We start from the raw sequence: 13,543 nt of genomic DNA on the forward strand, positions 1-13,543 counted from the left end.
CTTCTGGAAGCCGGCGGGTTCAGACCGCGACTACACCCTGGATTGTGAAGAGCCGCGAAAGCCTCCTAAGGCAAGTGCTCGGGCAACCCACCCGTGAGAGCACCGGTTGTTGTTGAGACCACCGCCTACAACCGGTGGTCTCAACAAGAACCGGTGCTCTCACCCGGCAGGGGTTAGCATCCCCAAACCGAACGTGTCTGCATTCGTGTCCGGCCCCGTTCAGCGCATGACTGAGCCGCCTGCTCTTGCCTCTGTTGCCGGGCGGTGTGGACGTTAGGCGGGAGGTTTTCGTCGTCGTCAATCATGCGCCTGCTAAGCGTCCTCCTACCCAGTTCAGGACCGTGACACCCAAGTGGGCCCCTGAAAGCCATGGTCATGCATGGTCCACACAGTTTTCTGGCCAAGTTCCAGACCGTCCACAAACCAGAAGGTTTGGTCAGGATTCCACCCCGCGATCACGCTGGACACTCCCGGTGCAACAGGTATCTCTTGGCATGCAGCAGACAAGTAACCAGCCAGGCTCAGGTGAACTCCCGTGAAGTCCTGCGCAACGCGCTCCCAATCTGGCATGACCCATCGACCGCGGCGGCCGGTCACCCGAAACCAGTCAGCCTGTTTGGCGTGCGTGACATCCAACGGGTAGTTGCGGCACAGCGCGGCCCAGTGCTCCGGCTCATGGATCTCATGGACTGCCCCAGTAGGAACCTCCAAAAGTTTCCGAGCCTGACCTTCCTCCCAACCCAAGGCATCCTCAACCAACCACACGCCCACGGGGCTGCCGTCGGGAAACGTGCCTGTGGAGGACAGCAGACCCGTGGTGCTGGGTGCGGACCACCATTCGCCGCTGGCATCACTGGAAGACCAAGGCCATGGGCGTTTAGCCGGCTGTTCCAGGGCCTCTTGATGTGCACGCCACCGGCGCAGCCTCTCGGCCACAGTCAGCTCGCTGGTGATCGGACCCTCCCCCTCCCAGGCGACCGACCACTGATTCTGCGGCAAAACACCGCCGGACCACCACTGCGTGTCCACCTGTGATCCGGACATCAGCGTCACCACACGCTCCAATCCCCGAGCAACGGGAGGTGAAGCGCACACAACGTCCACCCCATCGGGCTCTTGCCAGTAATACGCCGTACTGACGGCTTGCGAGAGAGCCCGCTGCACGGCAAGGTCCGTGGGCTGCAACAGGTCGATCTGAGCCAGGAGCTCACCTACGCTCTCCGCAGTCCCCACGACGACGGCGCCGTCCGTCACCTCATCAACGGCCCCCACCTGCTCGGTCCCTTCAGCAACCATCACAAATTCGACGCCGGGGTTCGGGTCCAGCGAATGAGCTGCCTCGTAGACGGCGTTGCCCAAAGTCCCGATCCGATAGCTTCCGGCAGATTCGGCGTCGAGCAGCAAGGCCAGCTCCAGCAGGAACCGCCTACCCCGCGAACCCGTCAGTAGGGACTGGATGTCACTCATCCATTCCGTCTTTCGCGCTGTCATCAGTCAGCGCTTGCGCATAGGCAGCGGCCGACTGCCGGTAACGGGGCAGATCTGGGATCACTGCCCCTAACGCAACGCGAAGAGCCTCAGCATGGCGCCCGGCGTCGTGTAAGGCCAACGCCAGAAAAACGGCTCGCGCCTGCCCGATCTCCGGATGTGGCTCCGCAGCCTCCAGCATGGTGATGGCTTCATCCAGGCGCCCCACATTCCGCAAAGTGGAACCCTGTTGGATGTTCAACCGGGCCAGACGCGCGCCACTGAGGCCCAAATTCCGAGCCGCCTGGTACTCCGCTGCTGCTTGTTGTTCATACCCGGTCGGGTCATAAACGCAGCCCATCTCAAAGCGGGCTGCGGGATCGTCGGGCGGACGCTCATCCGCCAACGCCTCCATGGCCTTCACCGACGCCGCACGATCGGTCAGGTCCGCAGACCTCCAGAAGGCCTGAACGCAGTCTTCCCAGGAACCCGTGGAAGGTGATTCGTCATAATGCTGGGGCACTGATCAACTCCTCGCTTCATCCGATGCGCTCATAGGTGGACGGCAAATGAAACTCCTTAACGCTTGATTCTATGACCGAACCTTGAGCTGGGCACCTTTTGTCGACTCTCCGCCCGTGATTCAGTTCAGATGAAGACCTTTACGCCACCTTCGATGGCTTACCTCTCGACCGAATCTACGCACCGATCTGGTCGAGAGCATCACGAATCTGTTGATGCTCACGACTACCGGTCGTCGGTAGGCGCAACAATGGCACGTTGTAAGTGGCCAGAATGGAGTCCTTTCTGGCGTCTCGGACTCGCTGTTCAGGGCAGTTTTCGTGAAATGAAAATCCATCAACCTCAACAGTTAGAACAAGTCGGTTCGTCACACGATGATAAATCGCAAAATCGACGGATGCGACAGTGTTGACAAACCGCTTCTGTTCGTCATCAAGGAGATCCAGGGCGGGAAGGAGATTCTTGAGCCGAACCTGGGATACAACCGAGAGGTGACAAAAGCGGTCTTCGCATAACACTTCCACCAGTGCAGCATGTACAGAGTTCTCAGAATCATAGGGTGTAATCTTTTCGATTTTAGCTGCAAATTCATTTAGGCGTTCCGAGTATTCAGCGTACAGCAAATCGAACACAGAAAGAATCTCACTTTGAACCACTTGTTGCGGATCTTGATAGCGAATGTAATCTACCAGAGCGCTCAAGTATTTGGTCTTAGGCAGCTCGTCATGGTGAACCACAACAATAAATTTCGACTTGGCCCGAGAGACTGCAACATTGACCATTCTGGGGTCATCGACGAACTTGGCACCTGTTCGGCCAACCCAAGATTCGTCAATTACTGTACTCAAAACCATGGTTTTCACACCACGCCCTTGATAACGATGAATCGTATCAGCGGCATCATGGGTAATAGTTTTTTCAGCAGCATTCAGCGACACGCTCAACCGATTCGCTTGCAGCCTGTAGGGTGATGCTACACCAATATCCAGATCGGCAACCCCATCACCTGATGAAGCAGAATTTTTCAAGCTTGCATCCAAGACATTTTGAGCAGTTAGAACCTCATCCCTGATGACCTCAATCTCGCGCTGATTATATGTTCCCTTGACATTCCCATGCGTCAATCGTCGAGCGTGATTTCCTGGAGCCAGGAGGAATATCAGCATCTCAGCTTCACGCGCTGCCCCTTCATGCCTTGTTTCGATAGGAATAAGTTCACCATCATAAAACATTTTGTTGCAGAATTCGATGATCGCAGGTGGGCAGCGAAAATGCTCACGAAGTTGCGTTTGAGGCACATTGGCTCCATATACTTCAATCACGGAAGACAAGATATTATGTCTCACCACATCGTATCCGTCATTCGGAGGAACTATCGGCTGTTTCTCTACGGCCTTGTCAGTAATGTGACCCAACTGTTTGAGATCACCAACAATCACAACGTTACGAGATCTACTCATGGCCAACCCACTGATCAGAAGGTCAACTTGAGTGGCTTCATCAATAATCAACCAATCCAGGAGGTATTCATCATTCCCCATATTGGAACGAAGGGAGTGACAGGTACTCAAGATCACTGGATACTCTCGCTGAAATTTCGGAGAGCTGACCGCAGGGTCGGAAAATTCCGACCGGTCCGCTCCTTGGTATCTACTCACAAGGGCCGATCGCAAGATTTCTGAGGACAGTTTCTGATGCTGAGCGCGGGTGGCGGACTCACCCAGTCCATCCAACTGACGTTGAATCTCCGCTTGCTGCGCTTCAAGCTCCTGCAGTCGGCGAACGTAGAAAGCTCGCTGCAACCCCAGCACGGTGTCTCCATCACCTGTTTCCAAGTCTTTAAGGCGACCATATGTGAAGTAGTCACGGATCCGTTTCACCAAACCCGACAGGCCGGTAGGCGGATCAGGGTGAACTGTCCGATCGACCAGATACTCGATGATGCGACTCGATGACTTCTTCAACAAGGGATAGTGATCAAGGTCCGGGAGTTGGTCACCAATGGTACTTTGATCGAAGTGCCGCTTCTCCAGTCTGTAGGCAGCGATCTCACGCTGGATTTGAGCCAACTCCCTGGAATATCGCCAAACATCGGTCAATGCTGCTTCGGACTTGCTCAGCTCATCCAGCCCGGGAACGGCAAGTGTGACATCTGCATCTGAGCTAACGGCATCTGCGCGTTGGCGCTTAATTTCACCAAGCCATCTTGAGAGATCAAGATTACGGTCTTTCTGGTCTAACACAAATTTCTTTACGCAATTCGTGTTTCCCAGACGAGCAGTAACAAATCCGAATCCTTCATCAACCAATTTTTCTTGAACGTTGTTGACTGCTGAGTTCCCTGAAGACACCACTCCCACGGTCTGATTCGGATCCAGAATCACGTTCGCAATGATATTGAGGATGGTCTCCGTTTTCCCGGTACCTGGCGGCCCTTTAATGACGCTCACCCTGTTACGAAGTGCTCTCTCCACTGCCATACGTTGATCTTCGTTGCTTTGAAATGGCAGAATCACAGGCCGTGGTATCCATGTGGATTCGCCCAGGAATCCATTCAAGTAGCAAGCTAATGCTGAGTTCTCATCCACCCAATTGAATTTTTGATAAGCCAACCTGGTCGGATTATCTCTCAGCCTGCCGTCGTGAGAATCTGGTTTCCCTTCCAAGAGTTCTGCGGTCCGATGCCAATACTCAAGAATTTGCGATGGCCCTTCCACTTGAGCAATGTCTGTAACAATCTCGACATCGGTTGTTTCATAGACACCAGATTTTTGCTCCCCGGCCTTCGTAGTCCAGAAAATGCGCAGAAGGCGGGCGCCATCGAGCTCTTGGGACGGTCCGTCGCTGCCGAATGCCACGGCAACGGGCCCCGAGTTCCACACAGATCCACGAATCCTGAGCCGTTTTCCCGCTGGAACTGGCACCGGCCGACCATCTCCAAAACACTCATAGGTTCCGGAGGGCTGTCGCCACTGTCGCTGAGTTTTGAGGTTCCGGAGCACCACGTAGGTATCGTGTTTGCTGACGACCTCCAGTTGCGAAGTCTCATCTCTCCAGAACGCCTCGCTGCCGTGTTGCGAGTCCCTTTTGACCCGGATAAGCCACGTCTGCAGATCAGCCATCGCGCGCCTCCAACTAGCAAGTTCGCCGTGCACCCCTACCAGAGACTAGGTTTGACCAGGCGCAACGATCAAGTATGTGACGAACATCAAGAATTTTCAGGCTGACGGACCTCGCGGAGCAGGCCACACGTCGCAGTCATGTAGCTCATCTACACGCCTGCATCCTTTAACCCCCCTCCGCCGAAAACATGGTTTGACCCAAAAAATTGGCCCAAAACTCCGCGAAACCATGATTTCGGCGAGGGTGCGGAAGGGGAGAGGGAAGGAGGGAGGCGGGGTTATCCCAGGCGGAAGACTCGGTCCTCCGTGGCGTCCACGCAGAACGCCTGATAGCCGGGCAGCTGCGCAAACCAGTCCAGCCCGTAACGCCCGGCCACCATCAGGCCAGTGGAGAGGATCTCGCACCACGCCGCGTCGGGTCCGGACACGGTGGCCTGGCGGGCACCGTAGCCGGGCCACCGCCCACCGGGCAGCACAATGTGCTCGCCCTTTTCAGACAGCCCGGAGGTGGCCGCCGATCCCCCATCGAGCGGGAATGAATGCACAATCGAGTGCCGATCCTCCGGGTGTGGAACTCCCACCACCCAGGGCGTCCCCACATCCGCCAGTCCCCGCACGGTGAGGTCCCCGGCAGCGTTGACGCACACGTTGCGCAACCCGCGCTCCACCAACAAGTCGGCAACCGCCTCAGCAGCCCACCCCTTGACCACTCCGGATGGATCAAATCCACCGTCAACTGCCCACGGATCAAAAGCACCCTCGGTCACCTCACGCCCCTGCTCACAGAGAGCAAGAATGTGACGGAACCACGCAACGTCGTCGTCGGAAAAGGAGCCGAACCCGCTGACAGGAATCACCGGGAGATCACCCGCGCGGTAGGCGCTCACCAACGAATCCGGCCGGTACGTGGAAAACACCCGATCCACCCGTGCCATGAACGCACCTGCTTCCGCGAGCGCCGCCTCCACGGCCTCGGGCGCGGGTAGGCTCCCGTCCACGTCGCGCACATCCACGGTCACCACGGTTCCCCACACCTCCTCCAGGTGCCGGAAACCGGGGCAGGCGGGGGCTGCCAGTTGCGCGTTCACGTCAGACCCCGGCCTGGTCCAGTGCCGACTGCAGGGATTGCTGGAACCCAGCGGAGCTGTAGGAGGCCCCGGCGATGGTCGAAACCTGCGCGGACTGGGCCTTCAACGCTTCATCCGTCAGTGCGGGCATGGCGCGCTGGTTGATTTGCACCGACTTGCCCTCCGCGGTGGGCGATTGCAACCACGTCACATCCGTGATGGTGCCGCTGCTGTCCACGGTGGCTTGGACCTGCACGGGCCCGTAGCGGGTCTGCACCGTGGAGCCGGTGTAGGTCTGCGCGCCGGCTGTGGTGGTTCCCGACGCCGTTACGGCCGTACTGCTTTCCGACACAGCGCTGGTCTGGGATTGCACCCACGGCGTGTCCTGGGCCAGCAGGGCCATGGCGCTGGGGTTCAGCACCACGGTGGAAAGCACCCCGACGGTTGCGGCGGCACCCACTGCGACCGTGCGGCCTACTGCGTGTTTGCGAGTGGTGGTCATGCTCTGAGTCCTCACATCTGGAAGAGTTCGCTGTGGATTCGGTCCGGCGCCGTACCCAACGCTCGGGCGGCCACACGGACTTCGTTGGTCATGCCGGTGGGTCCACACAGGTAGATTTCAGCCTGGCTGACATCGCCGAGCAGGCTGCGCAACCGCGCCGCATGCAAGGGCTGTGTCAGGCGCGGGCCGGCCAGAACGTGCAAGCGGATCCACCCGTCACGGTCCAAATCCTCCAACTCCTGCAACAGCGGAGCGCGCTGACTTGTGGAGACCCTATATACGACGTCGGTCCGCACCCCTTGCTGCGCAAACTCGCGTGCCAGCGGGATCAACGGGGCAATTCCCACCCCACCGCCCACAAGAACTGCACGCTCACCGCCAAAGTGCATGGGGGTCAGCACACCGTACGGTCCTTCCACGGACACGCGAGTACCGGCCCGCAGGTAACGCATCCGCTGTGTGGCTCGCCCCGCTTCTGCCACCGTGATCCGAACCAGTCCATTACCGGGCACGGCGGAAACCGAGAACGGATGAGCGTGCCAGGCAAGTCCGGCCGTGAAGAAGCGGAAGGACATGAACTGGCCGGGTTCAACACCCAGCTCCTCCAGTTTGTGACCGCGCATCCAGATGGAGACAACGCCCGGGGACTCGTTGACCACGGCTTCCACCCTGATCGCATGACGGTTGGAGGCCATCAGTGGACGCAGCACGCGATACACCACAACCACTGCTGCAACACCCACGTACACCCCGATCCACAGCACCTTGCTCAAGCCGCTGACAAAGGGCCCACCAGCCGTGATCTGGTGGAAGAACGCCAGGATGATGCCGGCGTACAAACTCAGGTGGATGCTCCACCACAGGGAACGGGGCAATCTGCCACGGACCTTGGACCAGGAAGTCACCCCACCCAGCAGGAACACCAGGGCACCCAGGAGCGCCAGGATCAAATCACCGTCGGAGAACAGGAAGGAAATGGTTGCGCTCACGGCATTGCCCGTAGCCGCAAAGGCAGTGGAGAGCACCGTGGCAGTGATGTGTACGGCAATCAGCCACAGGGACACGGGGCCCAAGACTTTGTGCCACGCAATCAGGCCGTCCTGGCCAACAGCTTTCTCCAACGCTGGAACGCGGGATGCCAGCACCACCAAGAACAAGATGCCGAGGGTTCCAGCTGCCGCACTGACAACGGAGATGGCATCCAGCACGCCAGAGGTGCTCAGCACGATCGGGAAGATGGACTCCACCGTCAGGGCCATCACCACACCGCCCACCAGGGCCATGGCTGCCAGCCACCAGGTGGCCACTGTGTTTCGTCGGCCTCTGAGGCTTGCCATGGCCCTGTGATAAGCCGACAACTCGGCGGGTGTTCTGCCTGTGACGGTTTCCGCGGATTCGCTGCGGTGGGCGGCGGGGTCGCTGGCCCGCGTGACGTGTTCCTGTATGGACATGGCAGTAGTACACGCCCGCGTGCTGTGGGCACCTCAGCGTGAAGCTGTGCTGATCCTGTGGGATCTGTGCTCTGCACGCGGGAGGCGGTAGGTCGTCGTCGTTGCTGAGTGGATCAAACGTGCGGCTGCGCCAACCGTGAGTACGCAAACGACCACGAATCGGGTGATCCAGTGGTCGTTTGCGTACCCAAAAGTGGCGAACCCGTACCCAGCAGGACGAGCGGCCACGAAAACACCTACTGGAGCATGGTTTTGTCATCCAGTGCGGCACCTTTGAGTTGGGAGAAGCGGTGCAGCAAATCCTCCGGTGTCATCTGGCTTTTCTCCGCCGGGGTTGCATCCAGGATGATCCGGCCTTCGTGCATCATGATCAGCCTGTTGCCCACCTCCAACGCTTGGGCCATGTTGTGCGTGACCATGAGCGTGGTGAGGCCCTGGGCTTGGACCACCTGTTTGGTCAGGCGGGTAACCAACTCGGCGCGTTGGGGGTCCAAGGCCGCTGTGTGTTCATCCAGTAACAGCACCTTGGGCTTGGAGAACGTGGCCATGAGCAAGCTCAATGCTTGGCGCTGACCTCCGGAGAGCAAACCCACCTTGGTTTTCAGCCGGTTCTCCAGCCCCAGTTCCAGGGCTTTGAGTTCTTCTGCAAACCGTTCCCGTTTTGATCCGGAGACTGCACGAGCCAAACCGCGGAAAGCTCCGCGCCGGTCAGCCAAGGACAGGTTCTCCTCCACCGTGAGGTTGGGAGCGGTGCCTGCCATGGGGTCCTGGAACACCCGACCAATCCGGGAGGCCCGTTGAAACTCCTTCTGCTTGGAAATCTCCTTGCCTGCAATCTCAACGCGCCCGCGGTCCTGCTGAATGCGCCCGGCAATGGTGTTCAGAATGGTGGACTTACCGGCGCCGTTGGAGCCAATCACGGTCACAAAATCGCCCTGGGCCAAGTTCAGGGAAACATTCACCAGAGCCTTGCGCTCATTGACGGTCCCCGGGAAAAAGGTCTTGGACACATCGCTGATGTTGAGCATGCTCAAACCCCCTTGTTTCCAGCGGCACCCGCACCGCCAGCAGTACCAGCAGCTCCACCGGCATCGCTGACGCCGCCACCACCCGTTCCATTCGCCGCAACGGTTTCAGTCGCCACGGTGGGTGGCTGGTTGGGGTCGCGCTCCGGCATGGTGGCCTCAGAGGCGGCCGCGGCGCCGTCGTTGGTCAAACCGGCTCCGGCACTACCCGCACCCAGCCCGCGCCGCCAGCGCGCAAACTTGCGGAACCCGGACCACTGCGGCAGCAGCAACGCGGCAATGACCAGGAGAGCTGAGAGCAATTTCATGTCGTTGGGGTTCAGGCCGGCGTTGAGCGCGAACTGGATGGCCAAGCGGTAGAGCACCGCCCCCAGGACCACCGCCAGGGTGGCCTGAATGACCACGCGGCTGCCAAAGATCGCCTGACCCACAATCACGGAGGCTAGCCCCACCAGAATCAGACCGATACCCATTTGAATGTCCACAAAGCCCTGATATTGGGCAATCAGAGCGCCGGCCACAGCCACCAGCCCGTTGGAAATCATGAGGCCATAAATCTTTTGCCGATCCGTGGACACCGCAAAGGAGCGGATCATCATTTCGTTGTCGCCGGTGGCTTGCAAAGCCAATCCCGCATCCGTGTGCAGGTACCAATCAATCACCACTTTGAACAGCAGTGCCACGATCAGCAGCACCGCAATGGAGCCGATACCCCGGCTGACATTGCTGTACAGCAGCGTGAACAACGTGTCCTCGCGCAGCAGGGGCACGTTGGCGGCGCCCATGATGCGCAGGTTGATGGAATACAACCCGATCATGGTCAGGATGCCCGCCAAAAGCCCGTTGATATTGCCTTTGGTGTGCAACAGGCCGGTGATCAATCCCGCAATGGCACCGGCCACGAACGCCGCAGCGGTGGCCAGGAATGGGTTGACACCCTGGACGATCAATACCCCGGCAGTTCCCGCGCCGGCCGTAAAAGACCCGTCCACGGTGAGGTCAGGAAAGTTCAGGACGCGGAACGTGAGATACACGCCCAGCGCCACAATGGCGTAAATCAGCCCGAGTTCAACAGCAGTTGTCATGGGTCCTCGTCAGATCAGAGTCACGTGAAATACGGCAGAGGGTGGGCCGCTCCGATGTCCACCGGAGCGGCCCACTCCGCCCAGATCACTGGTCGCCGGCCTCGGCGGGATCCTGGGCCTCCACGTCCTCACCCACAACGACGTCGGCGCGGTCGCGCACCTCCTGCGGGATCTCAACACCCTGAGCGGCAGCAGCCTCCGGGTTGATGTAGAGCTGGAGTTCGGTTTGCTGCTCAACCGGCATGGTGGCCGGGTCCTCGCCATCGCGCAGCACGCGGATGGCCATTTCACCGGCCTGCTTGCCCAGGGCCTCGTAGTCGATGCCGTAGGTGGCAACAGCTCCGCGGGTCACGGAATCGCCCTCAGCAGCCAGGATGGGCAGCTGGTTTTCCTCCCCGTACTGGATCACGGTTTCCAGGGCGGAAACCACCACGTTGTCCGTGGGGACGTAGATGGCGTCAACATTCAGGGACTGCAAGCCCTGCTGGACCTCGGAGGAATTGGTCACCGTGGCTTCCTGGATCTCCAGGTCCAGTTCGGAGGCGGCTTCCTTGGCCATGTCCACCTGCACCTGCGAGTTGGCCTCACCGGAGGAGTAGACAATGCCCACGGTCTGGACATTCGGGTCCAGTTCCTTGAGCAGTTCCAGCTGCTCCTTGACGGGGTTCATGTCAGAAGTACCCGTGACATTGCCACCGGGTTCCTCCCAGGAGTCCACCAAACCGGCTTCCACGGGATCAGTTACAGCCGTGAAGATGATGGGCTTGTCCTGGATGGCCTGGGCGGCTGCCTGCGCGGTGGGGGTGGCGATGGCCAGGACCAGGTCCTTGTTGTCATTGGCAAAGGTGCCCGCGATGTTGGAGGCGGTGGCCTGCTCACCCTGGGCATTCTGTTCATCCCACTCGACGTCAATGCCTTCTTCATCGAAGGCAGACTTGAAGCCCTCGCGGGCAGCGTCCAGGGAGGGATGGGAGACAATCTGAGTGATACCGATCTTGTAGGGATCGCCCTCTTCCCCACCGCCACCGCTTCCGCTGTCACCGCACGCGGTGAGGGCCAATGCAGCAATGCCGGTCAACGCGGCAGCCTTGAAGATATGGGTACGTCCGGACATGGATCCTCCTGTGTGGTGCGTGCGCACTAGCCTGTGCTGCCAGTACGGTCCCCTGCGGGTGGTTGTGCTTCCCGCGAATGGCCTCAAGTATCCCCGGTCACACTTCCCGACGGTGAGGACCCGCAGGAGCGTGGCGAGTTAACAAATGTGACCTGGGTCACGATCAAGAGAATAGCATCATATACGACATGAATCAGAGCTCTTCTGCAAACCGGCACCTGGATGTCCATGTCCGGATGGCTCCGATCGCGCAGCTGCACACAGCGCTTTCCGCACTGGCAAGTGAAATCACCGGACTGACAAACTTGCACCTCACCCACGCGTGCGCCTCCTGTGGAAGCTCGCAGCACGGCAGGCCCGTGGTACGCGGGGGCGCGGACGGCGTCACCGCCTCACTTCCGGGTGTGTCCCTGTCCCGGCCACGCGTGGGTGATCAGGGCGTGGTCGCCGTGTGCACCGGCGCACAGGTTGGCATCGACCTGGAGGCCACCGGTGCCGCCTCTTTTCCCGGCTTCGACTCCGTGGCCCCGCACCCGCAGGAGCACTGCCACAACGACGACGACCGCACCCGCCTCTGGGTCCGCAAGGAAGCTCTACTCAAAGCGCACGGCACCGGGCTGGTCACCGACCCGCGCTCAGTCCACCTCAGCCCATCGGGAGCAGTGCTGGAAGGGCCTGCGGGCACGGTGATCGACGTCGATCTGCGCCCCGATTGGTGCTGCTCGGTGGCAATCACACCCGCAGTCGGCCCGGAAAGGGTCAACGTGCGGCTGCACTGACCGGGACTGTTCAGCTCCGAACGGCAGGTTCAGTCCCGCACCAGTGCCTTTCAGCCCCGACCCGGCTCCGTGGAAAGCTCGGGCAATTCAGGCAGCTCCGACTGATGCAACCATGCTCGCAAAAGGTCATCCACAGCAGCGGCAGATGATCCGGCCCAGCGCAGACAGTGGGCCTCAAAGTCGTCGGTGGTGACCGTGGAGCCGGCGTACTGACGGGTCCACGCGCGCAGGAGGTCAAAGAACGTGGCATCCCCCAACTCAGCGCGCAGGGCGTGCAGGGTCAGCGCACCGCGTTTGTAGACCCAGTCGTCGAACATGTTGCGCACGCCGGGATCAGCCAGAGTCCGGAACATGGGCGTGGAGGACAGCCCCGCGTAGTGCTCTTCCGCGCGCTGTTGCGCAGAAGCAGACGATCCCCGATGTTCTGACCAGAGCCATTCGGCGTAGCAGGCGAATCCCTCATGCAACCAGATGTCACTGAGCTGGCGGCTGGTCACACTGTTGCCGAACCACTGGTGGGCCAGTTCGTGGGCCACCAGCCGTTCGTTGTTCCATTCCGGAGCCACCAGATTCCGACCGAACGTGCTCAAGCCTTGAGCCTCCAGTGGAATCTCAAGGTCGTCGTCCACGATCACGGCACGGTATTCCGCAAACGGGTAGGGACCGAACACCTCAGAGAAGAACTCCACCATGTCAGCCTGGCGTTCAAACGCGGACCCGGGACCCACATGAACGCCACGCGGATGCACCACTTCCACCGGCACGGAGGCCGGCCGCTTCTGAGCCACATAGGGACCGATCTGGACGGTGGCCAGATACGGTGCCATGGGCCGATCCATCACGTAGGTCCAGGTACGGGTGGCGCCACTGCGGGTGGAATCCGTCAGGGTTCCGTTGGCCACCACGTGGTACTCAGGATCGGTGATGACTTGAATGCGGTAGGTGGCTTTGTTGGCGGCGTCGTTGTTGCAGGGGAACCAACCGGAGGCACCCTGCGGCTGGGAGCCCACCATGGAACCGTCCGTGAGTTCTTCCCAGCCCGCAGCCCCGTGCACTCCGGGTACGGGGCGCGGGTTTCCGGTGACCTTGAAGGTCAACAGGAATCGGCTGCCCGGGACCCGGTCCCCCACTTCCACCGTCACCCGGTGTCCGCGGTGCCGGAACTTGGCCGGGCGGCCATCCAGCAGCACTTTGCCCACGCGCAGCCCGTAAAGGTCGACGTCGATCTTAGGCGTGGGTTCCACGATCTCCACGTAGAGCTGAGCCTGCTCCTCCAACCGGTTGGATGACACCTTGTACCTGAGGTTGAGATCGTAATGAGACACCCGGTAGCGGGTGTCACCGTGGCCTCTCAGGTACGGGTCTGGGTTGGTCATTCGGCTCCGATCGGGACAGATACAACGTGGGCT

Annotated in this window: 11 protein-coding genes; 1 reads left to right on the forward strand and 10 read right to left on the reverse strand. The window is 60.0% G+C overall.

Going from position 1 to position 13,543, the window contains the following annotated elements:
• Positions 1-333: 333 nt before the first annotated feature.
• From Q4G32_RS11810 to Q4G32_RS11850, 9 genes are all read right to left on the reverse strand, one after another.
• Positions 334-1,467: a hypothetical protein gene (locus Q4G32_RS11810; protein WP_303351651.1), complete on the reverse strand. Its 1,134-nt coding sequence runs from the start codon at positions 1,465-1,467 to the stop codon at positions 334-336.
• A complete protein-coding gene (locus Q4G32_RS11815) occupies positions 1,460-1,990 on the reverse strand; it encodes a tetratricopeptide repeat protein (RefSeq protein WP_303351652.1) in 531 nt (176 codons plus the stop codon). Before Q4G32_RS11815 ends, Q4G32_RS11810 begins: the two co-directional genes overlap by 8 nt.
• A 175-nt stretch (positions 1,991-2,165) precedes the next feature.
• Complete coding sequence (locus Q4G32_RS11820; protein ID WP_303351653.1) at positions 2,166-5,111, reverse strand: AAA domain-containing protein; 2,946 nt, start codon at positions 5,109-5,111, stop codon at positions 2,166-2,168.
• A 278-nt stretch (positions 5,112-5,389) separates the two neighbouring features.
• Positions 5,390-6,199, reverse strand: coding sequence for an FAD:protein FMN transferase (locus tag Q4G32_RS11825; RefSeq protein WP_303351654.1), 810 nt, complete (start codon positions 6,197-6,199; stop codon positions 5,390-5,392).
• Position 6,200: 1 nt separating this feature from the next.
• Positions 6,201-6,680 (reverse strand): FMN-binding protein, encoded by a 480-nt coding sequence (locus Q4G32_RS11830; protein ID WP_303351656.1) that lies wholly within the window; start codon positions 6,678-6,680, stop codon positions 6,201-6,203.
• A gap of 11 nt (positions 6,681-6,691) precedes the next feature.
• Entirely contained in the window at positions 6,692-8,131 is a 1,440-nt protein-coding gene (locus Q4G32_RS11835; RefSeq protein WP_303351657.1) for a ferredoxin reductase family protein, read from the reverse strand.
• Positions 8,132-8,367: 236 nt separating this feature from the next.
• Positions 8,368-9,159 carry an ABC transporter ATP-binding protein gene (locus Q4G32_RS11840; RefSeq protein ID WP_303351661.1) on the reverse strand — a complete coding sequence of 264 codons (792 nt, stop codon included), beginning with the start codon at positions 9,157-9,159 and terminating at the stop codon, positions 8,368-8,370.
• Positions 9,160-9,161: 2 nt separating this feature from the next.
• Positions 9,162-10,241 (reverse strand): ABC transporter permease, encoded by a 1,080-nt coding sequence (locus Q4G32_RS11845; RefSeq protein ID WP_303351663.1) that lies wholly within the window; start codon positions 10,239-10,241, stop codon positions 9,162-9,164.
• Between the two features lie 85 nt (positions 10,242-10,326).
• Positions 10,327-11,355, reverse strand: a complete 1,029-nt coding sequence (locus Q4G32_RS11850) for an ABC transporter substrate-binding protein (protein ID WP_303351665.1) — start codon at positions 11,353-11,355, stop codon at positions 10,327-10,329.
• A 188-nt stretch (positions 11,356-11,543) separates the two neighbouring features.
• Between Q4G32_RS11850 and Q4G32_RS11855 the strand changes: the two genes are divergently transcribed.
• Positions 11,544-12,134: a 4'-phosphopantetheinyl transferase family protein gene (locus tag Q4G32_RS11855; protein WP_303351667.1), complete on the forward strand. Its 591-nt coding sequence runs from the start codon at positions 11,544-11,546 to the stop codon at positions 12,132-12,134.
• Positions 12,135-12,184: 50 nt separating this feature from the next.
• On the opposite strand, the gene Q4G32_RS11860 is transcribed toward Q4G32_RS11855, so the two are convergent.
• Positions 12,185-13,510 (reverse strand): M1 family metallopeptidase, encoded by a 1,326-nt coding sequence (locus tag Q4G32_RS11860; protein ID WP_303351669.1) that lies wholly within the window; start codon positions 13,508-13,510, stop codon positions 12,185-12,187.
• Positions 13,511-13,543 lie beyond the last annotated feature (33 nt).

This window comes from Kocuria sp. (genome assembly GCF_030538595.1).
Taxonomy (GTDB): Bacteria; Actinomycetota; Actinomycetes; order Actinomycetales; family Micrococcaceae; genus Kocuria.

Bases quoted from the DNA above. Each gene is read 5' to 3' on its own strand.
- Q4G32_RS11810 (WP_303351651.1), bottom strand. From the start codon at position 1,467: ATGAGTGACATCCAGTCCCTACTGACGGGTTCGCGGGGTAGGCGGTTC.
- Q4G32_RS11820 (WP_303351653.1), bottom strand. From the start codon at position 5,111: ATGGCTGATCTGCAGACGTGGCTTATCCGGGTCAAAAGGGACTCGCAA.
- Q4G32_RS11830 (WP_303351656.1), bottom strand. From the start codon at position 6,680: ATGACCACCACTCGCAAACACGCAGTAGGCCGCACGGTCGCAGTGGGT.
- Q4G32_RS11835 (WP_303351657.1), bottom strand. From the start codon at position 8,131: ATGTCCATACAGGAACACGTCACGCGGGCCAGCGACCCCGCCGCCCAC.
- Q4G32_RS11840 (WP_303351661.1), bottom strand. From the start codon at position 9,159: ATGCTCAACATCAGCGATGTGTCCAAGACCTTTTTCCCGGGGACCGTC.
- Q4G32_RS11845 (WP_303351663.1), bottom strand. From the start codon at position 10,241: ATGACAACTGCTGTTGAACTCGGGCTGATTTACGCCATTGTGGCGCTG.
- Q4G32_RS11850 (WP_303351665.1), bottom strand. From the start codon at position 11,355: ATGTCCGGACGTACCCATATCTTCAAGGCTGCCGCGTTGACCGGCATT.
- Q4G32_RS11855 (WP_303351667.1), top strand. From the start codon at position 11,544: ATGAATCAGAGCTCTTCTGCAAACCGGCACCTGGATGTCCATGTCCGG.
- Q4G32_RS11860 (WP_303351669.1), bottom strand. From the start codon at position 13,510: ATGACCAACCCAGACCCGTACCTGAGAGGCCACGGTGACACCCGCTAC.